This window comes from Bradyrhizobium sp. cir1 (genome assembly GCF_014198245.1).
GTDB lineage: Bacteria > Pseudomonadota > Alphaproteobacteria > Rhizobiales > Xanthobacteraceae > Bradyrhizobium.
On the sequence record NZ_JACIHE010000001.1, the window covers coordinates 842,324 to 865,443 of the forward strand.

22 protein-coding genes and 1 pseudogene are annotated in these 23,120 nt (G+C 65.7%); 11 read left to right on the forward strand and 12 right to left on the reverse strand.

Going from position 1 to position 23,120, the window contains the following annotated elements:
* Positions 1-117 precede the first annotated feature (117 nt).
* The 4 genes from fabG to GGD63_RS04095 form a co-directional block, all read right to left on the reverse strand.
* Positions 118-855: a 3-oxoacyl-[acyl-carrier-protein] reductase gene (fabG, locus tag GGD63_RS04080; protein WP_183239584.1), complete on the reverse strand. Its 738-nt coding sequence runs from the start codon at positions 853-855 to the stop codon at positions 118-120.
* 67 nt (positions 856-922) lie between these two features.
* Entirely contained in the window at positions 923-1,882 is a 960-nt protein-coding gene (gene fabD / locus GGD63_RS04085; protein WP_183239585.1) for an ACP S-malonyltransferase, read from the reverse strand.
* A 174-nt stretch (positions 1,883-2,056) separates the two neighbouring features.
* Entirely contained in the window at positions 2,057-3,082 is a 1,026-nt protein-coding gene (locus GGD63_RS04090) for a fatty acid desaturase family protein (RefSeq protein WP_183239586.1), read from the reverse strand.
* A gap of 3 nt (positions 3,083-3,085) precedes the next feature.
* Positions 3,086-3,793, reverse strand: a complete 708-nt coding sequence (locus tag GGD63_RS04095) for a TetR/AcrR family transcriptional regulator C-terminal domain-containing protein (protein WP_183239587.1) — start codon at positions 3,791-3,793, stop codon at positions 3,086-3,088.
* 341 nt (positions 3,794-4,134) lie between these two features.
* Here GGD63_RS04095 and rpsF point away from each other — a divergent pair, with 341 nt between their 5' ends.
* From rpsF to rplI, 4 genes are all read left to right on the forward strand, one after another.
* Positions 4,135-4,635, forward strand: coding sequence for a 30S ribosomal protein S6 (gene rpsF, locus GGD63_RS04100; RefSeq protein ID WP_183239588.1), 501 nt, complete (start codon positions 4,135-4,137; stop codon positions 4,633-4,635).
* Between the two features lie 5 nt (positions 4,636-4,640).
* On the forward strand, positions 4,641-4,880 hold the full coding sequence (gene rpsR / locus GGD63_RS04105) for a 30S ribosomal protein S18 (RefSeq protein WP_007592020.1): 240 nt from the start codon (positions 4,641-4,643) through the stop codon (positions 4,878-4,880).
* A gap of 131 nt (positions 4,881-5,011) precedes the next feature.
* On the forward strand, positions 5,012-5,992 hold the full coding sequence (locus tag GGD63_RS04110; protein WP_183239589.1) for a DUF2232 domain-containing protein: 981 nt from the start codon (positions 5,012-5,014) through the stop codon (positions 5,990-5,992).
* 47 nt (positions 5,993-6,039) lie between these two features.
* Positions 6,040-6,639, forward strand: coding sequence for a 50S ribosomal protein L9 (gene rplI / locus GGD63_RS04115; RefSeq protein WP_183239590.1), 600 nt, complete (start codon positions 6,040-6,042; stop codon positions 6,637-6,639).
* Between the two features lie 35 nt (positions 6,640-6,674).
* On the opposite strand, the gene GGD63_RS04120 is transcribed toward rplI, so the two are convergent.
* The 3 genes from GGD63_RS04120 to GGD63_RS04130 all read right to left on the reverse strand — a co-directional run bounded on the left by GGD63_RS04120 (position 6,675) and on the right by GGD63_RS04130 (position 8,778).
* On the reverse strand, positions 6,675-7,142 hold the full coding sequence (locus tag GGD63_RS04120; RefSeq protein WP_183239591.1) for a PaaI family thioesterase: 468 nt from the start codon (positions 7,140-7,142) through the stop codon (positions 6,675-6,677).
* Between the two features lie 11 nt (positions 7,143-7,153).
* Complete coding sequence (locus GGD63_RS04125) at positions 7,154-7,750, reverse strand: TetR/AcrR family transcriptional regulator (RefSeq protein ID WP_183239592.1); 597 nt, start codon at positions 7,748-7,750, stop codon at positions 7,154-7,156.
* A 107-nt stretch (positions 7,751-7,857) separates the two neighbouring features.
* Positions 7,858-8,778, reverse strand: coding sequence for a hypothetical protein (locus GGD63_RS04130; RefSeq protein ID WP_183239593.1), 921 nt, complete (start codon positions 8,776-8,778; stop codon positions 7,858-7,860).
* 277 nt (positions 8,779-9,055) lie between these two features.
* On the opposite strand from GGD63_RS04130, the gene GGD63_RS04135 reads away from it, so the two are divergent.
* The 3 genes from GGD63_RS04135 to alr all read left to right on the forward strand — a co-directional run bounded on the left by GGD63_RS04135 (position 9,056) and on the right by alr (position 13,902).
* Entirely contained in the window at positions 9,056-10,306 is a 1,251-nt protein-coding gene (locus GGD63_RS04135; protein ID WP_183239594.1) for a cyclopropane-fatty-acyl-phospholipid synthase family protein, read from the forward strand.
* A gap of 760 nt (positions 10,307-11,066) precedes the next feature.
* Complete coding sequence (locus GGD63_RS04140; protein ID WP_183239595.1) at positions 11,067-12,578, forward strand: replicative DNA helicase; 1,512 nt, start codon at positions 11,067-11,069, stop codon at positions 12,576-12,578.
* A gap of 46 nt (positions 12,579-12,624) precedes the next feature.
* Complete coding sequence (alr, locus tag GGD63_RS04145) at positions 12,625-13,902, forward strand: alanine racemase (RefSeq protein ID WP_183239703.1); 1,278 nt, start codon at positions 12,625-12,627, stop codon at positions 13,900-13,902.
* Positions 13,903-13,913: 11 nt separating this feature from the next.
* Here the strand turns inward: alr and GGD63_RS04150 are convergent, their stop codons facing one another.
* Entirely contained in the window at positions 13,914-14,132 is a 219-nt protein-coding gene (locus tag GGD63_RS04150; protein WP_183239596.1) for a cysteine rich repeat-containing protein, read from the reverse strand.
* A 39-nt stretch (positions 14,133-14,171) separates the two neighbouring features.
* Between GGD63_RS04150 and GGD63_RS04155 the strand changes: the two genes are divergently transcribed.
* Entirely contained in the window at positions 14,172-14,942 is a 771-nt protein-coding gene (locus tag GGD63_RS04155; protein ID WP_183239597.1) for an exodeoxyribonuclease III, read from the forward strand.
* 113 nt (positions 14,943-15,055) lie between these two features.
* Here the strand turns inward: GGD63_RS04155 and GGD63_RS04160 are convergent, their stop codons facing one another.
* Together GGD63_RS04160 and GGD63_RS04165 are read right to left on the reverse strand one after the other, a co-directional pair.
* Positions 15,056-15,871, reverse strand: a complete 816-nt coding sequence (locus GGD63_RS04160) for a hypothetical protein (RefSeq protein ID WP_183239598.1) — start codon at positions 15,869-15,871, stop codon at positions 15,056-15,058.
* Positions 15,872-15,968: 97 nt separating this feature from the next.
* Positions 15,969-16,336 (reverse strand): annotated as a pseudogene (locus tag GGD63_RS04165) (GFA family protein).
* Between the two features lie 383 nt (positions 16,337-16,719).
* Between GGD63_RS04165 and GGD63_RS04170 the strand changes: the two are divergent.
* Positions 16,720-17,445: a sulfite exporter TauE/SafE family protein gene (locus GGD63_RS04170; RefSeq protein WP_183239599.1), complete on the forward strand. Its 726-nt coding sequence runs from the start codon at positions 16,720-16,722 to the stop codon at positions 17,443-17,445.
* 6 nt (positions 17,446-17,451) lie between these two features.
* Here GGD63_RS04170 and GGD63_RS04175 read toward each other — a convergent pair whose 3' ends face one another.
* Both GGD63_RS04175 and GGD63_RS04180 read right to left on the reverse strand, forming a co-directional pair.
* A complete protein-coding gene (locus GGD63_RS04175; protein ID WP_183239600.1) occupies positions 17,452-19,485 on the reverse strand; it encodes a bifunctional diguanylate cyclase/phosphodiesterase in 2,034 nt (677 codons plus the stop codon).
* Positions 19,486-19,502: 17 nt separating this feature from the next.
* Positions 19,503-20,660 carry an ABC transporter substrate-binding protein gene (locus GGD63_RS04180; RefSeq protein ID WP_246785346.1) on the reverse strand — a complete coding sequence of 386 codons (1,158 nt, stop codon included), beginning with the start codon at positions 20,658-20,660 and terminating at the stop codon, positions 19,503-19,505.
* Between the two features lie 205 nt (positions 20,661-20,865).
* Here GGD63_RS04180 and radA point away from each other — a divergent pair, with 205 nt between their 5' ends.
* Both radA and GGD63_RS04190 read left to right on the forward strand, forming a co-directional pair.
* Positions 20,866-22,311: a DNA repair protein RadA gene (gene radA / locus GGD63_RS04185; RefSeq protein WP_183239602.1), complete on the forward strand. Its 1,446-nt coding sequence runs from the start codon at positions 20,866-20,868 to the stop codon at positions 22,309-22,311.
* A 166-nt stretch (positions 22,312-22,477) separates the two neighbouring features.
* Positions 22,478-23,107, forward strand: coding sequence for a CvpA family protein (locus GGD63_RS04190; protein WP_011086837.1), 630 nt, complete (start codon positions 22,478-22,480; stop codon positions 23,105-23,107).
* Positions 23,108-23,120: the final 13 nt, after the last annotated feature.

A 23,120-nucleotide genomic window follows, 5' to 3' on the forward strand; every position in this document is an offset into this window, starting at 1 on the left:
CCGTTGAAGGTCCGGTTATCATACTTCAATTGCCTTGACTACAAGCCTCATTTCGCTCCGGAAACGGCCGTTTGCCGCATCCCGCACCGCCCATGTGGGCGGTGCGGAAGGAGGGCTTCAGATCATGGCCATGCCGCCATTGACGTGGATGGTCTGGCCAGTGACATAGGCCGCTTCGTTCGAACTCAGGTAGACGGCGGCGGCGGCGATGTCCTCGGGCGTCCCCAGGCGGGCAGCCGGAACCCTGGTCAGGATCGTCTCGCGCTGCTTGTCGTTGAGCGCATCCGTCATCGGCGTCTTGATCAAGCCGGGCGCGATGCAGTTCGCGGTGACGCCGCGCTTGGCGTATTCGGCGCCGAGAGTCTTGATCATGCCGATCAGGCCCGCCTTCGATGCAGTATAGTTGCCCTGCCCGGGATTGCCGGTGACGCCAACCACCGAGGTGATCGCGATGATGCGGCCGAAGCGCTTGCGCATCATCAATTTGGTGGCGGCGCGCGCCAGGCGGAAGGTCGAGGTCAGATTGACGTTGATGACCTCCTCCCAGTCCTCGTCGCGGAGCTGCACGAAGAGATTGTCGCGCGTGATGCCGGCATTGGCGACGAGAATGTCGACCTGGCCCATCGCGGCTTCCGCGGCCGGCACCAGCGCCTCGACCTCGTCGGCCTTGGAGAGATTGCAGGGCAGCACGTGAACGCGCTCGCCGAGCTTGCCGGCAAGCTCGTCCAGCACTTCCTTGCGCGTTCCTGAGATGGCGACGGTGGCGCCCTGCGCATGCAGCGCCTGCGCGATCGCGCCGCCGATGCCGCCGGTTGCGCCGGTGACGAGCGCCTTTCGGCCAGTCAGATCGAACATCAAAAACTCCTCCAAAGCACGATCCGGAAAAGTGTGTAGCGGTTTTCCGGAAAGATCGTGCGCAAACTTAGGCCTGCTTCGCAGCGGCCAATGCATCCTTGGCGGCGGCAATGTCGTTGGGACCACCGACCGACACGCCGACGGCACCGTCGGCGATACGCTTGACGAGCCCCGTCAGCACCTTGCCGGCGCCGATCTCGAAGAAACGGGTCACGCCCTGCCCAGCCATATAGGCAACCGACTCGCGCCAGCGCACGGTGCCGGTGACCTGCTCGACCAGGCGGCGGCGGATCTCGTCGGGATCAGTGATGGCGCTCGCCAGCACGTTCGACACCAGCGGCGCGTCCGGCGCCTTGATCGTGACCTTCGCCAGCGCCTCGGCCATCGCGTCGGCGGCGGGCTGCATCAGCTTGCAATGGAACGGTGCGGACACCGGCAGCAGCATCGCACGCTTGGCGCCTTTGCCCTTGGCGATCTCCACGGCGCGATCGACCGCCGCCTTGTCGCCGGAGACCACCACCTGCCCGCCGCCATTGTCATTGGCGGCCTGGCAGACCTGGCCCTGCGCCGCCTCGCCTGCGACCTCCATAGCGGCCTCGTAGTCGAGGCCGAGCAGTGCGGCCATCGCACCGGCGCCGACCGGCACGGCTTTTTGCATTGCGAGACCGCGGGTGCGAAGCAACCGCGCAGTGTCGGAAACGGTCAGGCTGCCGGCCGCAGCCAGCGCCGAATACTCGCCGAGCGAGTGGCCCGCGACGAAGGCTGCATCCCGCCCCACGGAAAAACCGACTTCAGCCTCCAGCACACGCAGGGTGGCGATGGACACCGCCATCAGCGCCGGCTGGGCGTTCTCGGTGAGCTGGAGGATTTCGGCCGGACCATCCCAGATGGTCGCCGTCAGCTTCTCGGAAAGCGCGGCATCGACCTCGTCGAACACGGCGCGTGCCACCGGAAAGGCGTCGGCCAGGGCCTTGCCCATGCCAACCGCCTGGGACCCCTGCCCCGGAAATGTGAATGCTGCCGTCATCGGCGCTCCCTGGATCGCTCGAGCCATTGTGTTCGAGAAGCCGGCAGCCGACTACGTCCGGCCCAGGCCTTGGTTCCCGATCATGCTCCAAAGGGGGCCGTAGACACCGTCAGAGGCTGGAATGTCAAGCCAAGAAGGGAACTTCGCGGGCCATTCAACCGGGAATGCGGCCCCTCAAAACCCGCCGGCCGTCTGGTTGGCATCAACCTCGGCGCCGGCCCGCGCCCGGCGCGCGCTGTTGACCAATTGCCCCGGCCGGTCGTCGCGGTCCGGCTTTGCCGTGGCGAGCCGCAGCACCGCCGCGTAACTCGGCTGCACTTCCATGCGGCCCGCATGCCGGCTCTCGCTCAGCAGACGATGCACCTTCGGCAGATTGTAGCAGGGCACGTAGAACAACAGATGATGCTCGAGGTGGTAGTTGACGTAATACGGCGCGATGAACAGGCGCTCGAGAAAATTGGCGTGTGTCGTACGGGTATTGCGCAGGGGATCGCGGCTGTCAGGCACGACGGCGTGCTCGGCGATGTTGCGGATGCGGGTGATGACCATCATCCAGGTGAGCAGCGGCACCAGCCATAGCAGCGGATAGGCCCACCACACACCGGCCGCCGCGAGGCCAGCGAACATCGCGGCATTGACGATGCATTGCGGGCCAAGCTTCTCCCAAAAATGCGCCAGGCGCTGCCGCCACGGCCAGTCGTTCGGCCCGAGTGCATTGAGCAGTTGCGCCTTGCGCTGCTGGTAACCGGTCTGCCCGGTGATGTCGCGAATGAACTTGCGGCGATAGCTCAGCTTGGTGATTGGAAACGGCGCCGACAGCACCAGGTCAGGATCGTCCTCCTGCTGGGTCCGCGCATGGTGCTGCAGGTGATAGCGCCGGTAGCTGCGCGTCTCCGCGAACAGCGGATAAGCACAAAACCACTGGCTCAATGCCAGATTGGTCTTCTCGTCGGCGGAGAGGCAGCCATGCGCGCCGTCGTGCATCAGGATCGCAAGGCCCAACTGGCGCGAGCCGATGATGGCGACGGCGAAGATATACGTCAGCGGATTGGGCCACCACGCGACCAGTGCAATCGCACCAATGATCAGCGTCCAGGCGTGAGCGACCATCGCGACGCCCTTCCAGGTCACGCGCTGGCGCACATCGGCCAATTGATCGTCGGTCAGGAAATCGCGGGCGCGCATGCGAAGTGCGGTCATGGCCTACCCCTCCTCGTTCGATTGGCTTGATGGATCGCGCTCGTCGACGAGACGCAGACGCGCAGTGTCGCCGGTGGATTTCGCCTGCTCGCCGAGCACGCGCAGCATCTCGGCGCAGAGCTCATCCGGCGACCGGCCCATGGCGTAGCCCTCGAGAATGACGCCGATGGCGACGGCCCAGAACCGCCGCGAGCTTTCGTCAGGCGCGCGCAGAGAACGCCAGCCGTGCCGCGCCACCTGATCGCCATAGGCCCGCGCGCCCTCAGTGTGCAGACGCTCGATGGTGCGCTCGACCAGCGGCGCGAGATCCTGGCGCCGACGTGTCAGGGTGAGCGCCTCCGCGAAAAAGGCGACCGAATCGCTCGCCGTCACCGTCTCGGCCAGCGCATGGGTGTACTCCCGCGGCGTGCGCGCCCTCAGCGCAGCCTGCTCGGTCGCACGGGCCAGGTACAGGAGCTCGCGGCAGGCGCATTCGACGAACAGCGCCTCCTTGGTGCGGAAATAATAGGTGATCTGGCTCGGGAAAGCGTTCGCGGCGGCAGCGATGTCGGTGATCGCCGTGCCCGACAGTCCCCGCTCCCGGAACAGCGGGCTTGCCGCGTCCAGCAGCAGCGAGCGCATCTTGCGGCCGGCCGAGCGCGTGGCGCGCGCCGCATGCTTGGGGTCGCCAGCAGCCGACTCGGATGGCGCTTGGGCAGATTTGTCTGCCATAGGGTCCTCCCGTTGATTTATTTGTATGCTATACAAACAAATAAATCAAGCTGGAATGGTATCCAGAGCCGACTCGGCCCGCCGGGACCGGGGCTATCCGAGCCGAAAACGCGCCCCCAACCTTGCAAAGCCGGCCAAAATCCGTATAAGGCGCGCATCCGCAGACCCCGGCCGGGAGCTGAACGGACGGTCTCAGCAAATCATTCGTGATTTTGGTGTGGCAGGGCCAGTCGGCCCGTCGTCCCGTGTTTCCGCCTTCTGAGCTTAATCCCAGAGTCCTTTCCGAAGGTCTCTTAAGGGCTTGACGCCGGGTGATGCGCCAACATGAGGAAAGGACCACCATGGCTCTCTATGAGCATGTTTTTCTCGCGCGTCAGGACGCGAGCCCGCAGCAGGTCGAAGAGCTGACTGCGCAGATGACCGGCATCGTCGAGGGTCTCGGCGGCAAGGTCACCAAGACCGAGAACTGGGGCGTGCGCTCCCTCACCTACCGCATGAACAAGAACCGCAAGGCGCACTTCGTGCTGCTCAACATCGACGCGCCCTCCGCGGCGATCGCCGAGATCGAGCGCCAGGAGCGCATCAGCGAAGACGTGATCCGCTATCTCAGCGTCCGCGTCGAAGAGCTCGAGGAAGGCCCGTCCGCGATGATGCGCAAGGCCGACCGCGATCGCGAACGTGACGACCGTGGCGGCGGCTTCCGCGGCGAGCGTGAAGGCGGCTTCCGTGGCGACCGCGAGGGCGGTTTCCGTGGCGGCGATCGCGACGGTGGCTTCCGCGGTGATCGCGGCCCGCGCCGTCCGCGCGAAGAAGCTGAAACCACCACGACGGATGGGGAGTAAGATCAATGGCTGAAGCTGGTGCACGCCGTCCGTTTTTCCGTCGTCGCAAGAGCTGCCCGTTCACGGGCGCCAACGCTCCCAAGATCGACTACAAGGACTCCAAGCTGCTGATGCGCTACGTCTCCGAGCGCGGCAAGATCGTGCCGAGCCGCATCACCGCGGTGTCTGCGAAGAAGCAGCGTGAGCTCGCCCGCGCCATCAAGCGCGCGCGGTTCCTGGGCCTGCTGCCCTACGTCATTCGCTGATACAACCAATTCAACCGGCGGCCGTTGCGCCGCCGGTTGTCACTTTCTGAACTCATAAGGCTTCCGGGTCGTCCGGTCGCCGATGGTTGGGGCAGGACGCCTCTAACCGCTCGAAGGGAGCGGGACAGCTGATGATGGCCTTTGGACTGATAGCCCTGATCGCCGGCGCTGCGTCGGCCCTGATGTTCGCCTCGATCGTATCGGGCGCGCTGATCTCGCTCGTCCTGTTCTATCTCGCACCGCTGCCCTTGATGGTCGCCTCGATCGGCTGGGGACCGCTCTGCGCGAGCCTTGGCGGCATCAGCGCTGCGATTGGCCTTGGCGCCCTGTTCGGCCTGCCCTACTGCATCGCTTTCGCCGTCACCGTCGCGCTGCCGGCCTGGTGGCTCGGCCATCTCGTCCTGCTCAGCCGGCAGGTCAGCCCCGTCGCGCCAGACGCTTCCGCCACCGAGCCGCCAGCCGAGCCCGAGCTCGAATGGTATCCGGTCGGACGCTTGCTGCTGTGGATCGCCGGCTTCGCCACGCTGACCACGATCGCCGCCCTGCTCACGCTCGGCACCGACGCCGAGACCATCACCGGCACATTGCAGCGCGGCCTGATGCGCATCCTCCGCGCCACCGATCCGCAGACCTCCGCCGAAGCCAGCCAGTTCGTCGACGCGCTGGTGCGCATCGCGCCGGCCGCAGCGACCATCGTCGCTATGATGACGCTCACCCTCAACCTCTGGCTCAGCGCCAAGGTGACGGCGACATCGGGCCGGCTGCGCCGTCCCTGGCCGGATCTGAAGACGGCAGAGCTGCCGCCGATGACGCTGGTGGCGCTCTGCGTCGCGCTCGCCTTCTGCTTCGCCGGCGGGCTGCTCGCGATCGTCGCGCAGATTACCACGGCGGCGCTGATGATGGCCTACGCGCTCACAGGCTTTGCCGTGCTGCATACGCTGACGCTGGCGCTGAAGAGCCGCACCTTCTGGCTCGGCTCGACCTATGCCGTCGTCGTCGTGTTCGGATGGCCGGTCATCGCGATGGTGATCCTCGGTCTTGCGGACGCCGTGTTCGGCTTCCGCGAGCGCTTCCTGCGCAACCGGCAGCCGCCGCCGCTGCCAACCCCTTAAGTCCAACCCTGAAACTGAAACCCAGAGCACTTCAAAGGAGAACGAATATGGAAGTCATTTTGCTGGAACGCGTCAACAAGCTCGGCCAGATGGGCGAAGTCGTGAAGGTTCGCGACGGCTATGCCCGCAATTTCCTGCTCAAGCGCGGCAAGGCGCTGCGCGCCACCGCCGACAACCGTGCCAAGTATGACGGCATGAAGGCCGACCTCGAGGCGCGCAATCTCCAGGCCAAGGGCGAGGCGTCCAAGGTTGCCGAGAAGATCGAGGGCAAGAACATCATCGTGATCCGCCAGGCCTCCGAAGCCGGCCAGCTGTTCGGCTCGGTCACGGTGCGCGACATCGTCGCCGCGTTCGAGACCGACGGCGTCCACCTCGACCGCCCGCAGGTGCAGCTCGACGCACCGATCAAGACCATCGGCAAGCACACCGTCACGGTTGCCGTTCACCCCGAGGTCGAGGTCGAGATCACCGTCACGGTTGCGCGCAGCCAGGACGAGGCCGAACGCATCAACCGCGGCGAGGACATCTCGACCCGCAACGAGGACCGCGACGCGGCCGCCGAGGCGATCGCCGCCGCCGGCGAGTTCTTCGATCCGGAAGCCCAGCACGACGAGGTCGAGCCGGCCCCGGCTGCGGAAGAGAAGTAAGCCTCGCATCATACGCGAAGCGAAGCCCGGTCGCCTCAGGCGGCCGGGCTTTTCGTTTTGGCGGCGACGTCCTCGCTAAGCATCGCGATCGAGGCGAGCGCGGTTGCCGTATGCTTCTCCACGCCGTCACTGACACAGAATACATCGGCGGCAACCACCGAGACCTGGCGGCCCGGCTTGATCACCCTGGCGCGGCAGATCAGCTTCTCACCGACCGCGGGCGACAACAGGTTGAGCTTGTATTCCGCCGTCAGCGCCGGCTGGCCGCGCGAGGCGGCCGCCGCGATCGTCGTGGCATTGTCGACCAGGAAGGCGGTGACGCCGCCGTGGAAGAAGCCGTGCTGCTGCAACAGCTCCGGCCGCCGATCCACCGCGATGGTGCAGGTGCCACGCGAGAGATCCGACAGCTCGGCGCCGACCAGGTTCATAAAGCCCTGCCGGCCGACATTGGCGTGGATGCGCGCGGCGATCGGCTCAAAATCGGGATCTGCTTCGGTTCGCATGAGGCCTCTCCTTATTGCTTGTTGATGCGATCGGGCGGGCGCAGCGCGCGGTTGGCGCAAGCAATCAGCGTGTCGGCTTCGCTGCGTGGATCGGCGCGATCACGCCCCGATAGAAAGGCGCGGCAAAAAATCTGCGCCGGGCCGATCAGCTGGCTGACGAACATCACCGGCGTCATCGGCAGGAGCTCGCCATTTGCAACCAGCGGCGCGCGCCAGCGCTCGATGCCTTCGGCGAGCCGCGCATTCTGCGCGCGCTGGGCGTCACGAACATCCTCGCCCCATTCGCTGCGTGAGATCTCGAAGAGGTAGCGCGCCTCGCGCCGGCTGGTGACGACCCAGTCGAGATGCGCCCGGATCAGGCGATCGATGCCCTGCCCGGCATCGGGAACAGGATCGAGCGCCGCCAGCACCGCGGCGTGGTAGTGCCTGAGCACATCGAGGAACAGCGCACCTGCAAGCTCCTTCTTCGATCCGAACACATGAAAGAAGCTGCCGTTGGAGGCGCGCGCTTTGGTGCGGATCGCCGCCACCGTCGCGCCTTCGAAGCCGACGCGATCGAACACGGCGAGCCCCGCTGCCAACAAATCGCCCCGCACGCTCCCAGTCATCCGACGCCTCCCGGAGTATTACTCTAGAGCGCCACTCTAATCACGGTCAAGACGACGCGAAGGCCGCAATGACGCGGCCTTCGCAAGTCGATCGGAAAATGTGGGGCTTACCGCGAGATCGGCGGGGCCGGCGGGCCGGAGGATTCCGCGGGCGCCGGGGCCGCAGCGGTTGTGGGCGCCGGCTCCTGCTTGGGAGCCGCCTCTTCCGCCGCCTTGGGCGCCGTCGGCTCGGCGGGCTTTGCGGCGGCCGGCGGGGCCGGCGTCACCTGCGGCACCGGATCGGGCCGCAGCGCCGGAGCGTCGCTGCCGCGCGGCTCGACCTTGGCGGTATCAGGTTTGGCGGTATCAGGTTTGGCCTCGGCGGGCTTCTCGGACGGCTTGCTTTCGGACTTGGCTTCACCTGAGTCCACCTTCGCGGTCTCGGGCCTGGACTCCGCCTTCGGCTCGCTCTTCTTGTCTTCAGTGGCCGGCGCGGCCGCGTCGACCTTCGGTGCGTCCTCGGTCCCGGGCCTGGCGCGACGCTTGCCCTTGCGTCCCTCCGGCGCCGGCTGGCCCTCGGGCTTTGCGCCCTCCTCAGTGGGCCGCGCGGCGCGCTTCTGGCGCCCTTCGGCGGGCGGAGTTGCGCCCTCGCCCTCCGGCTTGGCGGCCTCCTGGGAGCGCTGACGGCGGCCCTGATGTTCGGGCGCCTGGCCTGGAGCCGTGGCGGCTTCCTTCGCGCCGTCCTTCTTGCCGTCCTTGCCCTGGTAGCGGGTGTCGGTGGCGCCGTTGGAGACGAGATAGGAGGCGAGGATGCCCGCCATGTCCGGGCTCGTGGTGTAGTGCTGGCGCAGGAAGGCCGGCAGCGAGCCCGGCGCCACGGACTTCAGTAGCCCGCGCGGGCTCTTGTGGCAGGCATTGCAGGTCTGGGCGAAGAGCTGGGACGGGGTCTTGCCGGCCTCGAGGTTCGTCGCCTGCGCAAAGACGGCATCGGTCGCGCCGAAGCCGATCAGAAGCAATACCGTCGCGAGGCTGAGCGCTCGGCTCGACATTCCCATCATCTCCATTGATTTTCCGCGCACGCGGCAATCCGGCGCGCCGGCGGGTCACCTTTTAGCGGATTGAGCCGCGAATGGAAGCGGGCTCGGCGCGCAAGGTGTGGTTAAGCGCTTTTCGAATATCCGCATTGAACACAATGCAATAGCGGATCCGGAACACTCTCCCTAAATTTAGATGCAAACGCATAGGAACCCGAGCGGGACCCTGGGCGTCAGATGTGAAGGCCGGCTTAGTCGCATCTCTTCGGGTTCGCTCGAGAGGAAGGTGTCGATGGACCGTTTGTTGCGTCGATTCTTGTCTCAATTCATCCGCCGCGGATCGATGACGGTAACCACGGCGGCGGGATCGAAGTTCACTGTCGGCGACGGCTCTGGCGAGCTGGTCGCAGTGCGCTTCGTCACCCCTGAGGCGGAGCGGAAGATCCTCGTCAATCCCGAGCTCGGGCTTGGCGAGGCCTATATGGACGGCGAGTTCGTGGTCGAACGCGGCACCATAGCTGATGCCCTCGCGATCCTGCTCGATCAACCCGACCTATTGCCGCAGTGGGCAAAGCCCTGGTGGCACCTGCGCTACCTGACGCGGCACCTCAAGCAATTCAATCCGCGCTCGCGTTCCCGCGCCAACGTTGCCCATCACTACGATCTCGATGCACGGCTCTATTCGCTCTTCCTCGATGCCGACAAGCAATACAGCTGCGCCTATTTCGAGACGCCGGAGACGACGCTCGACGACGCGCAGCTCGCCAAGAAGCGCCACATCGCGGCAAAGCTGCTCGTCGGGCGCGGCCAGCGCGTGCTCGACATCGGCTCGGGCTGGGGCGGGCTCGGGCTCTATCTCGCCGAGATCGCGGGGGCCGACGTCACCGGCGTCACGCTGTCGACCGAGCAGCTGCAGGTCGCCAATGCGCGCGCGGCCGAAAAGGGCCTGACCGGATCGGCCAGATTCCTGCTCCAGGACTATCGCGACGTCGACGGGCCGTTTGACCGCATTGTGTCGGTCGGCATGTTCGAGCATGTCGGGGCGAGGTTCTACGATGCCTATTTCCAGCGCTGCGCCGAACTCCTGAGCGAGGACGGTGTCATGCTGCTGCACTCGATCGGCCGTTCGCAGGGGCCGGATTCGACCAATCCCTGGATTGCCAAATACATCTTCCCCGGCGGCTACATCCCCGCGCTGTCGGAGGTGCTGCCGGCGATCGAGCGTGCGGGCCTCTTGGTCTGCGACATCGAGATCCTGCGCCTGCATTATGCCGAGACGCTGAAAGCCTGGCGGGAGCGCTTCATGGCCCGGCGCGAGGAGGCCGTGCAGCTCTACGACGAGCGCTTCGCGCTGATGTGGGAATTCTATCTGGCGGCCTGCGAGATGACGTTCCGCAAGCAGGCCATGATGAACTTCCAGATCCAGCTCACCAGGCGTCAGGGCGTGGTGCCGATGACCCGTGACTACATCGCACGCAATGAATCCCGCCTGCGGGCCATCGAAGGCGGCGCCAGGACAAGGCTGAAGCTCGCTGGTGAATAGGTTCTAATGACGCAGCGTCGATATCGGGGACGCGCGGAAAGAGGCTGTTAACGCCAGCTGCGCCCGCAGTTCCGCCAGGATCTCGGGGGCGACCGGCTGGCGGCGCACTTCGGGGCGCTCGGCGTGCTGTATGGCCGCGATCAGCCCAGACAGCCAAAGCCGGCTGCCTGCCTCGCTCCGCCAGATCTGCTGCTGCTGCCGTTCTGGCCGCATCGCCTGCCTCGTCTCCCGTCGCGGGTTGGGACAATCCCCTGCCCGCCTGCCTGTTCCGGCCCTGCCCCGAAAGAATCCGGGGAGATGTGATCTGCTTCACATAAGTCTGGTCGGGTCCAGCTTAGACGGTCGCCATGAGCAAAGAGACCCGAACCTCATTCGACGTGCAGGACGACCTCCGCACCGATTACGCCCTGATCGTCACGGGCGTTGGGGCGGCGCTTGTTGCGCTGGTCTACCTCCTGCTGGTCTGAAGCCGAGCCGAAAGCGGCCAGCGCGCGTCATTTCGCGCGCCTCCCGATAGGTCTGCGCGCTAATCCATAAGGTTCATGGTTGCAGGATTTTTCCATGGCGAGGGTCCGGCCGCCTTTGGCGGCGGGCGAGTTCCGCCAAAATCCGTCAAGCGCGGCGCGTGCTGCGGCTACCAATCATCCACCATTTTAACTGAGCGGTTGATAGCGGACAGCTTTCGCTTCCGCTTTGGCTTGAGGCGGCGCTTTATCCCGGCCCCGCATCTGCCCAAGAAAATTGCTAAGCACGTCCGACCATGGCCCTGACTGATTCGAACGTTCTCAAACTCGCGCCCGAGCCGGGAACTCCCGCCTACCGGAGCGCGCCGCATAATATCGAGGCGGAACAGAGCCTTCTGGGTGCGATCCTGGTCAACAACGACGCATTCTATCGTGTCTCCGACTTCCTGGAGCCGAAGCATTATTTCGAGCCGCTGCACCAGACCATCTACGAGACCGCCGGCAGCCTGATCCGGATGGGCAAGATCGCCACGCCCGTCACCCTGAAGACGTTTCTGCCGGCCGATACCGATGTCGGCGGCATGACCATCGGGCAATATCTGGCGCGGCTCGCGGCCGAAGCGACCACCATCATCAACGCCCAGGACTACGGCCGCACCATCTATGATCTCGCGCTGCGTCGCGACCTCATCGGCATCGGCGAGGACATGGTCAATGTCGCCTATGACGCGCCGGTCGACTTCGCGCCCCGGGCGCAGATCGAGGACGCCGAGCGCCGTCTCTATGAACTCGCCGAGTCCGGCCGCTATGACGGCGGCTTCCAGAAATTCTCGCAAGCGTTGGCGGTCGCCGTCGACCTCGCTGCAAAGGCGTTCCAGCGCGACGGAAAGTTGTCCGGCATCTCGACGGGCATGCGCGACCTCGACACCAAGATGGGCGGCCTGCAGCATTCCGACCTCATCATCGTCGCGGGCCGTCCCGGCATGGGCAAGACCTCGCTTGCGACCAACATCGCCTACAATGTCGCACGAGCCTACGTTCCGGAACTCCAGGCCGACGGCACCACGAAGGCCGCCAATGGCGGCGTGATCGGCTTCTTCTCCTGCGAAATGTCGGCCGACCAGCTCGCCACGCGTATTGTGGCCGAGCGCACCGGTGTTCCCTCCTCCCACATCCGCCGCGGCGGCATATCGGAAGCCGATTTCGACAAGATCCGGGAGGTCTCGATCGAGCTGCAATCGCTGCCGTTCTATGTCGACGCGACCGGCGGTCTGTCGATCGCGCAACTGATGGCGCGCGCGCGCCGACTGAAGCGACAGAAGGGCCTCGACCTGCTCGTGATCGACTACATCCAGCTGCTCTCCGGCTCGGGCAAGCGCGCCAGCGACAGCCGCGTGCAGGAAATCACGGAGATCACGACCAGCCTGAAGGCGCTCGCCAAGGAGCTCAACGTTCCCGTGATCGCGCTGTCCCAGCTCTCACGCCAGGTCGAATCCCGCGACGACAAACGGCCGCAGCTCTCCGACTTGCGTGAATCCGGATCAATCGAGCAGGACGCCGACGTCGTCCTGTTCGTTTACCGCGAGGAATATTACCTCGCGATGAAGGAGCCCCGCCCAGGCACGCCTGAACACGAGAAGTGGCAGCTTGACATGAGTCTTGCGCACGGAAAAGCCGAGGTCATCATCGGCAAGCAGCGCCACGGCCCGACCGGCACCGTCGATTTGGCGTTCGAAGCCTCGGTCACACGGTTCGGCGATCTCGCGCCTGACAGTCAGCTGCCGGCTCGCAGCGGCAACGACTACTGAGTTCCTTGAACCAGACCCGCCTCTTGCGTAAAACGGCGCCATGACAATGGCGTCCGATCCGAAAATGAACCCGCAATCCGGCCTACTCTCCGCGGAGGCCAATCAGGCTGCCGCGCTCGCTGCTTATGGCGGCGTGCTTACCGTCGACCTCGACGGGATCATCGCCAACTGGCGCAAGCTCGAGAAGACGGCGGTGCCGGCAGAATGTTCGGCGGTGATCAAGGCCGACGCCTATGGCTGCGGCGCCGAGCAGGTCTCGCGCGCGCTGAGCAAGGCCGGCTGCAAGACCTTCTTCGTCGCCACCATCGAGGAAGCCCGCAAGGTGCGCGCGGCCGTGCCGGAGCCTACGATCTACGTGCTCGGCGGCTATTTCCAGAACACCGGCGAGCACTACGCCCAGATCAACTGCCGACCCGTGATCGGCGATCTCAACGAGCTCGCCGAATGGGACGTGTTCTGCCGCCGCACCGGCTGGAACGGAGGCGCCGCAATCCACATCGACACCGGCATGAACCGGCTGGGCCTGACGCTGTCGGAAGCGCAGGCCATCATCCCCCGCATCAACGCCGGCGATCACGGCATCACGCTCGTCATGAGCCATCTGGTCTCGGCCGAGCAGCTCAACAGCCCCGTCAATGCCAAGCAGCTCGCGGCGTTCCGCGCCATCGCCAGTGAATTCTCCGGCGTGCCGGCGGCGCTCGCCAACTCGTCCGGTATTTTCCTCGGCGCGCCGTTCCAGTTCGACCTGGTACGCCCCGGCGCGGCGCTCTACGGCGTCAACCCGACACCGGAGGCCGACAATCCGATGCAGCCGGTCGTCGACCTCAAGGCGCGCATCGTGCAGACCCGCAATGTCGAGCGCGGCGAGACCGTCGGCTATGGCGGCACCTGGACCGCGCGCCGGCCGACCAAGCTCGCGGTCATCGCTGTCGGTTATGCCGACGGCTATTTCCGCGCCGCCAGCTCCAACGACGGCACGCGCGGCGCCGAGGTGATCGTCGCGGGCAAACGCTGCCCGGTCGCGGGCCGCGTTTCCATGGATCTGATCGCGATCGACATCACCGATCTGCCGCCGAACGCCGTACGTCGCGGCCACATGGTGACGCTGCTCGGCGAGGGCATCACCGTCGACGAGCTCGCGCATCATTTCGGCACCATCGGCTACGAGGTGCTGACCAGCCTCGGCCACCGCTACGCCCGCGTCTACAAGGGCGGCAACGTGGTCGAGCCGCTCGCAAAGCCGGCTCCGGCGACGGCACCGGAGCAGCCGCCCTCACCGCCACCGATCGAGCAGCCCGCGAGCCCGCCGCCGCTGCCGAGCTAAAAGACCCGCGCTTACTTCTTCTTCCTGCTGTCCAGCGCCGCCTTGCAGGTGGCGGTGAGCTGGTCGCGCTTGGCGTTGAGACAGGCGACGATGCCGCCACCCGGCGCGATGCCGGCGCAGAATTTGTCATAGTCCGCCTTGCACGCGCCGCGCGTTTCGGCTGACTGTGCCGAAGTGACCCCGGAGAACGCGACGACGAAAGCAGTAGCGGCAAAGCTCAACCTGGACATTGTTTCTCCGGTGACGGAAGGCAGGAGCCGTAGCTCTACATGAAGATCGCGACATTCAACATCAACAACGTCAACCGCCGCCTGCCCAATCTGTTGGCATGGCTGCGCGCGGCAAAGCCCGATGTCGTCGCACTTCAGGAGTTGAAGGCAAGTGATGGCGAATTTCCGGCGGCGGCCATCGAAAAGGCCGGCTACGGCGCGGTGTGGTGTGGACAAAAAACCTGGAACGGCGTCGCCATCCTCGCCCGCAACGCCGAGCCGGTGCTCACGCGCGATCGCCTGCCGGGTGACCGTGACGATCACGAGGCGCGCTACATCGAGGCCGCCGCGCGCGGCATCATCATCACCAGCATCTATCTGCCCAATGGCAATCCGCAGCCGGGGCCGAAGTTCGACTACAAGCTCGACTGGTTCGGACGCCTCAAGCGCCACGCGAAGACCTTCGTCAAGCAGGACCTGCCCGTGGTGCTCGCCGGCGACTACAACGTTGCGCCTCGTGAGATCGACATCTATCCGACGCGTTCATGGGACAAGGATGCCCTGATCCAGCCGAAAAGCCGCGCGGCCTTTGCCTCGCTGGTCGAACAAGGCTGGTGCGATGCGATCCGCGCGCTGCATCCGGACAAGCGCATCTATACGTTCTGGGACTACAAGCGAAACCGCTGGCCTCGCGATGCGGGGCTGCGGCTCGATCATCTGTTGCTCAGCCCGGCCCTCGCCTCGCGACTGGCGAAAGCCGGCGTCGACAAGAATGTTCGCGGCGAGGATGGCGCGAGCGATCACGCGCCGGCTTGGGTGGTGTTGAAATGAGCGAGGTGCCGTAGGGTGGGCAAAGCGAAGCGTGCCCACGAAATTGATTTACGGAGACAGATGGTGGGCACGGCGCAAGTGCGCCTTTGCCCACACTACGAGATCGCGCCGGATCAGCGCCCGTAATAGTCCTGCACCGTATCCCACGCGGCCTTTTGCAGGAGCTGCGTCGTCTCGGGATCCAGCCCTATGTTGTAGGAATTGCCGACCGGTGTGCGGCCGCGCAGCGCGGCGAACGTCACGCAGGCTGCCAGATACGTGCCTGCCGGACTCGGATGCCGCTTGTCCGGGGCATACAGATTGAGCTCAGGCACAAGCTTGCGCACGCGCGCAAAGGCGAGGCCGGCGGGAATGACGAGCGCATCATTGGCGTTGCCGGCGAGCGTATAGGCCTCGGCCAGTCCTTCCGTCATCTCCGGCTTGTCGGCATAGGCCCAGGACATGAACAGCACCGGCCGCATGCCGTGGCCGCGGACGATCTCGCTGTCCTTCTTCGCGAAGCTCGAGAACGCGTCCTTCAATTGCGGGTGGATCGGGCACTGGCTGCAATCCATCATCACGACGGCGTCGTACTGCCTGCCCGGCTTGTTGAAGATCACGACATTCTGCTCGTCGAAGGAATACGTGCCGATGCCGCCCGGCCGCAGCAGATTGTCCATGTCGTGCCAGTCGAGGCCGGAGCCGCCGATCGTGACCATGGTGTTGCGATAGGCCGCCTTGTTGGCGGCATCGGCGGCCCGCTCCATGAAGGTGAGATGCCCGGGCATGCCGTTGTTGTAGTAGAAGAAGCTGTTGCCGACGAACAGCGCCGCCTTGGGGAAGTCAGGTCCGAGCGAGGTGACCTTCGGCTTGGTCTGCGCCTGTGCATTGAAGCCGGCTGCAACGGCCAGACACATTGCAAGCACCAGTCGCGCAAAAAGACGCATCATGGGTTTCCTCCCGCTTTTCTAGAGCCGGATACAAACCAGCTTTTCAAGATGGCCTCAAGAGGACGGGCACGCAGCAGAGAGGCGCGCGCCCTCATGCTCACCACAGATTCTTGCCGTCGATCATGTTCACCGGCACGGCGTCGAGATCGAAATCATCGAACAGGCGCGCGTTCACCGCGACCTTGGGATTGTCGAAATCGGGCTTGCCGCTCGACCAGTCCGGCGATTCCGAAAGGTGCCGCAGCCGCAATTGGCGCAGAAATGATGTTTGACCGTGCGGCTGCCCCAGAGATAGGTCGCAACGTTATCTGCCGGCGACAGCAGTCGAAACTGCGCCGGCGTGTAATAGGCCCACAGCGCGCCGCGCTTGGCGCAGAGCGAACAGGTGCAGCGCGTGACGCCCGAAGGCGCCTCCGCCACCTCGAACACCGTCTCACCGCAATGACAGCTTGCCTCGATCGGCATGACCCACTCTCCCCCGTTTGTCAGGAGATGGTCGTAGCTAGCCGCTGCTGCCAACATGCTGTCAGCAGCAAGGCCGCGTCCGCCACCGGAATGCGCGAGACGAGCGGTTTCCCGGTCGGCCCAGCCAAGACTCGAAAAACAACCCCATGCACAGTAGCCGGGCCTAATCGATTCAATGCCTTGGCGCATGCCTTCTCCAGGGCACAGGACGGGAACCGGCGACGCCTTCCGTCGGCACGTTTGCAGCCATGCGGAGCGAGGGCGGCTGCACGGCGCGATCGCTGCGCATGCCTTCGCCGGGACGACACCGGGTGTGCAGCAACTGCATTCGCGCATAACGCCTGCCCCGGCTACACTCATCCGATTCCCGGGAGCCCCTGCCCTTGGCCTTTCTCTTCGTCCTCACCGTCGGCCTGCTCGCCGGCACCATTTCCGGCATCGTCGGCACCGGCTCGTCGATCATGCTGATGCCGGTGCTGGTCTATGCCTACGGGCCGAAGGAGGCCGTGCCGATCATGGCGGTCGCTTCCGTGATGGCAAATTTTTCACGGATCCTGGCCTGGTGGCGCGAGGTCGACTGGCGGGCCTGCGCGGCCTATTCGGTGACCGGCATCCCGGCCGCCGCGCTCGGCGCGCGCACCCTGCTGGCCCTGCCCTCGCATGCCGTGGACCTCGCCATCGGCACCTTCCTGATCGTGATGGTGCCGGTGCGGCACTGGCTGGCGCGGCATGACCTCAAGGCCAATCTCTGGCATCTCGCCATCGGGGGCGCCGTCATCGGCTATCTCACCGGCATCGTGGTCTCGACCGGCCCGCTCAGCGTGCCGCTGTTCCTGTTCTACGGCCTGTCCAAGGGCGCCTTCCTCGCCACCGAGGCCGCCTCCTCGCTCGGCCTCTATTTCGCGAAATCCGTGACCTTCGAACGTTTCGGCGCGCTGACCGGCGATGTGTTCGTCAAGGGCCTGATCGCGGGTGCCTCGCTGATGTCCGGCGCCTTCATTGCAAAACGCTTCGTGCTGCACCTGAAGCCGGACGTGTTTCGTCTCTTGATGGACGCGATCATGCTCGCAGCCGGGCTCTCGATGCTCTGGAACGCGGCGCAGCCGTAAGCCTGCTCAAGCGGCGAATTCCGGTGCAATCGACGGGCTATCGACGCGGACGCGCCCCTCGAGCCCCTGCAGCACAGCCGCGAGCGGCTGCGGCCGGTGGTAGAGATAGCCCTGCCCGAACCTCACGCCCATCTCGCGCATGGCCTCGGCCTGCTCGGCCCGCTCGATGCCTTCGGCAACGAGGGTCAGTCCCAGCGTGCCGGCGAGCGATGCGATGACGCCGACGATCGCCTTGTCTTCGGCGCTATCGGGTATCTCGCTGATGAACGCCTTGTCGATTTTGACCTTGTCGAGCGGGAACCGGCGCAGATGGGCGAGCGAAGAGTAGCCGGTGCCGAAATCGTCGAGCGCGATCGTGGCTCCCAGCCGCCGCAGACGATGCAACGTCTCCGAGGCGCTGGCGATGTTGTTGATCAGCGAGCCCTCGGTGATCTCGAGCTCGAGCATTGATGCCGTGACACCGAAGCGCGCACAGGTCGCGCGCAGCTCGGCGGCGAGCGAATGGTCGGCGAGCTCGGACGGCGGCAGATTGATCGCGATCCTTATATCCGGCCTGCCGGCGGCGGCCAGACGTTGCAGCGCGCGGCAGGCGTCGGTCAGCACATAGCGCGTCAGCCGGGCATTGTTGCCGCTGCGCTCGATCAGCGGCAGGAATTCGCCAGGACCAATCACGCCATGTTCAGGGTGGCGCCAGCGAATGAGCGCCTCGAGGCCGACGACAGCCGCGCTCTCGAGGTCGACCTGGCCTTGATACCAGACCTCGAACTGTCCCTCGGCAAACCCTGCGGGAATGGCAAGCTCGAGATCCCTGCGGCGGCGGTAGTCGCGCTGTAGCGCCTCGTCGAGCACTGCGACGGTGCCGGGCGCCTTGCTCTTGGCGTGGTAGAGCGCGATGTCGGCAAGCGCCGGCAGATGCGACAATTCAGGATCGCCGGCGCGGCGAACGGCAAGGCCGATGCTGGCGCGCGGTACGACCTGCTTGTCGTGCAGCCGGATCGGCTCCGAGATCGCATCCAGCAGCTGGCGCGCAAAGGCCTGCGCTGTCGCTTCGTTGCTGACCTCGGGGCGGATCACCACGAATTCGTCGCCGCCGAGCCGCGCGACCCAGTCCTGCGGCTCCACCGCCTCGCGAAGCCGCTCGGAGATGTGGACCAGGAACCTGTCGCCGGCATCATGGCCGAAGGTGTCGTTGATGCCCTTGAAATCGTCGAGGTCGATGAAGCAGAAGGCGATCAGCGAGTCCGGCGAGCCGGCATCGCCGCTCAGGGTCACGAGGCGCTCGGACAGCGAGCGCCGATTGGGCAGGCCCGTGAGCGGGTCGTGCGAAGCCATGTGCCCGAGCCGGTCGAGCGCGCCCGACGTCGTGTGCTGCATGGCGTTGAAGGCCTGCGCGAGCTGGCCGAATTCGTTCGACGACCTGATATCCGCCGGATAGGCGCGGCCATCCTGCTTGCTGCGCTGGATCGCCGACATGATCGCGGCGAGCGGCTTGCCGATGAAGATGTTGGCCGAGATGCGCATCGCCACCATGGTGGCGAGCGTTGCGAGCAGGCCGACGACGAGAAGCAGCATCAGCCGGCTGCTGGTGTCGGCATACACGGTCGCATAGGAATAGGCGATCGCGATGCGTCCGGCCTGCACGGCCATGTTGCCGTTGCGGTAGTTGATCGGACGCGAGACCTCCGCGACCGCCTGGTCCGCGGGGCGCGCCACCACGCGGGCAATCGCAACGCCGGTGTCGTCATAGACGGCCGCGGCCGCGATGGTCTCGTCGTGCAGGATCTCGTTGAGCACGCCCGTGACCTGGTCGTAACGCATCTTCCAGAGCGGCTCGGCGATCAGCTCGGCGCGGCTCTCGGCGGTGCGGGCAATGCGGGCGTCGAGCTGGCGGATCTGCGACCAGAAATTGGTGGCCTCAACGCCGGCGGAGGCGAGCAATTGCACCAGCAGCAGGACCGGCACGGTGGCCCAGATCATCGCGCGGACGACGGAGCGCAGGCGCTGCGGCGCAGCCCGCGGGTTGCTGTCCGGACCGGTCATGGCCTCATCCTCGCGCATCAGTCACCGGCGCCGTCCGGACGAGCCAGGGACGAGATGAGCGCATCGAGGGAGAAATCATATTGGCCGCAGCGTCCCGCCTGCGCCCTGAACCGCGTGAAATCGATCCGGTCGAAGGCGCGCGTCTTGATGAGGTCGCCGACCGAAGCCAGATTGTCGCGCGTGATCGCGGAGGTCTTGACCTCGACCCGTGGGGATGCGTCGGCGAAATCGCAGCCATCAGCGTAGTCGCGCAGCAGCACGATCGACCAGCCGCCGAGCAGGAAGTGCCCGCCGTCGGTCAGCAGCAGACGGCCGGCCTTGATCTCGCGCAGCGCGTCCTCCGACCAGTTGAGGCCGACGACCTCGATGTTGCGGCCGGGCACGAGGCCGGCCTCGGTGATTGCGCGGAGCGCGCCAAGCGCCATCGGATCGTTCCCGGCCCATATGCCGGCGGGCCGGATCTCCTTGCGCGCGGCCCAGCCCAGATAATTCGCCGTGACCTGCTCGGCCTCGGACTGCGTCCAGTTGGCGAACAGCATCCGGTCGACCACCACGTCGGGCGCCGCGTCCGCGGCAAGCTTGAGACCGGCATTGCGCGCGATCGAGGCCGGCGTGATCTCGTCGCCGCCGATGCCGAGAATGTGGATCTTGCCGTCCGGGCTCTGCCATTTCTCGGCGCGGGCCGTGCTGATCAGCGCGTTCGCCATCCGCGCGCCCGCGGTCTGAAGATCGGTCGTGATGTCGCCGAGCCAGGTCTTGAGCTTCTGGCGCGGCGGCCCGAGGCGCTTTGCGTCCTCGCCGATCAGCGTGTTCGAGAGCAGCAGCGTCCTGACCCCGGCGGCCTCGGCCGCCTCCAGGATCGGAACGGCGGCGGATTCCTCGTTCGAGAGGATCAGGAAATCGGGCTTGTCGGCACGCGCGACCACGCCGAGCCCCAGCTCCTGCATGGTGCGGTAATTGCGCTCGCTGGTCAGCACCTCGACATGCGCATCGAGCTTGCGGCCGGCGGCCCGCATGGTCTGCGCGACCATGTCCCAGTAGACCTCGCCGGTCTTGCCGGGGCTCACGAAGACGATGTTGAGGGATTTGGCATCGGCCGCGGCGATATGGCCTGCCGGCGCGAAAACGCCACAGGCGATGCCCGCAGCGAGCACTATCCGAAAAAATACCGTCATTCGTCCCGCCATCCCGTATCGGTTCCGAACCTGGACCTGCGTCCGCTAACATTTGGCAAAATCCGGCGCGGCGCGGCGACCTAGAGCTAACAAAGGGTGTACCGGTCGTGGTGAATTGCGGTGTGGGCGCGCGACTGATCGGCCTCAGGGCCCGCCATTCCGTGCTATCAGCAGACCCCTGAAACCTCCGACTCAATCGTCCCCAATGGCCAAGAACACGCTTTCCTTCGTCTGCCAGAACTGCGGCGCGGCCTATAACCGCTGGCAGGGCAAGTGCGAGTCCTGCGGCGAGTGGAATACGCTCGCCGAGGAAGACACGAGCGGCAGCGTGCCGGTCTCGATCCGCTCCAAGCGCAAGGGCCGGACATTTGCGCTGGAGAGCCTCGCCGGAAAGAGCCCGGATGCGCCGCGCCTGTCCTCAGGGATGACCGAGCTCGACCGCGTCACCGGCGGCGGTTTTGTTCGCGGCTCCGTGCTGCTCGTTGGTGGCGATCCCGGCATCGGCAAATCGACATTGCTGACGCAGGCCACCAGCATGATGGCGCGTGCCGGCCACCGCATCGTCTACATCTCCGGTGAAGAAGCGGTGGCGCAGGTGCGGCTGCGCGCCGAGCGGCTCGGGCTGTCCGACGCGCCGGTGCAGCTCGCCGCCGAGACCTCGGTCGAGGACATCGTCTCGACGCTGTCGGAAGGCGCGGTGCCGCGGCTGATCGTGATCGACTCGATCCAGACCATGTGGACCGACACGGTGGAATCCGCGCCCGGCACGGTGACGCAGGTGCGCGCCTCGGCGCAGGCGCTGATCCGCTTCGCCAAGAAGACGGGTGCTGCCATCATCCTGGTCGGCCACGTCACCAAGGACGGCCAGATCGCAGGTCCCCGCGTGGTCGAACACATGGTCGATGCGGTGCTGTCGTTCGAGGGCGAAGGCTCGCAGCAATTCCGCATCCTGCGCGCGGTCAAGAACCGCTTCGGGCCGACCGATGAGATCGGCGTGTTCGAGATGACGGGCTTGGGCTTGCGCGAAGTCACCAACCCCTCGGAGCTGTTCCTGTCCGAGCGCGATCTCGGCACGCCCGGCACCGCAGTCTTCGCAGGGATCGAAGGCACGAGGCCAGTTCTGGTCGAATTGCAGGCACTGGTCGCCCCGACCTCGCTCGGCACGCCGCGCCGGGCCGTGGTCGGATGGGATCCGAGCCGGCTCTCGATGGTGCTGGCGGTGCTGGAGGCCCATTGCGGGGTCAAGCTGTCCGGCCACGACGTCTATCTGAACGTCGCCGGCGGCCTGCGCATCCACGAGCCGGCGGCCGACCTTGCCGCCGCCGCGGCACTGGTGTCCTCGCTGGTTAACGCGCAGTTACCCACCGATGCGGTCTATTTCGGCGAAATCTCGCTGTCCGGCGTGGTGCGTCCGGTGGCGCAAACCCCGGCCCGGCTGAAGGAAGCGGCCAAGCTCGGCTTTCAGCGCGCCGTGCTGCCCGAATCGGCGCGGGGCGATGCCGGCGGCGACGCCGGACTGTCCCTGAACGCGGTGAACAGCCTGACCACATTGGTGGCCGAGATCGCCGCCAGGGGCTCCCGCCGGGGCGAATCCGGCGCGCCGGCCGAGAAAAATGCCACACCGGCAAGATTCCGCCGCGGAGAGGGGTAGCCGGAGGTGACGCCGGAGGCCCCCGCCGCTATACAGCCGTCACAAAAGCAGCATGGGATTGCGTGGTTGCGGCCTTGCCGGGAACGCCGTCTGCCTCTCTTTTAGGGCGGCGGCCAAACACCGATTCGCTGAGCACCTTTGAAGTACGAGCGGACCAGACCAGCCGATGCCAGTAACACTCCTCGACCTGATCCTGCTCGGTGTGATGCTGATCTCGGGCCTGCTCGCGATGGTCCGCGGCTTCATGCGCGAAATCCTGTCGATCGCGGCCTGGGGTGCGGCGGCAATCGTGACGCTCTACTCGTTCTCGAAGCTGCTGCCGACCGCAAAAACCTATTTCAACAACGACACGGTGGCGAGCGTGGTCGTGGTCGCCGGCGTGTTCGTCGGCACCCTCGTCGTGGTCTCCGTGATCACGGTCCGGATCTCCGACATGATCCTGGATTCGCGCATCGGCGCGCTGGACCGCACCCTCGGCTTCCTGTTTGGCCTGGCTCGCGGGCTTTTGATTGTCGTGGTCGCCTTCCTGTTCTTCACCTGGCTGGTGCCGGACAAGCAGCGCCCGGACTGGGTCACGGGGGCGAAATCCCGCGTGGTGCTCCAGGGAACCGGGGATTGGCTGATGGCCCTCTTGCCTGACGACCCCGAGAACACCATCTTGAAGAGATTCAAGAAAAACAAACCAGATGATGATCAAGCTGATTCCGAGCAGCAGCCTTCGGGCAGTGGCGACGGATACAGTAAACCCGCTCGTGACAGTTTGAAAAAACTGATCGAGAAACCCGCGGCACGTTGACTTGAGCCCTAGA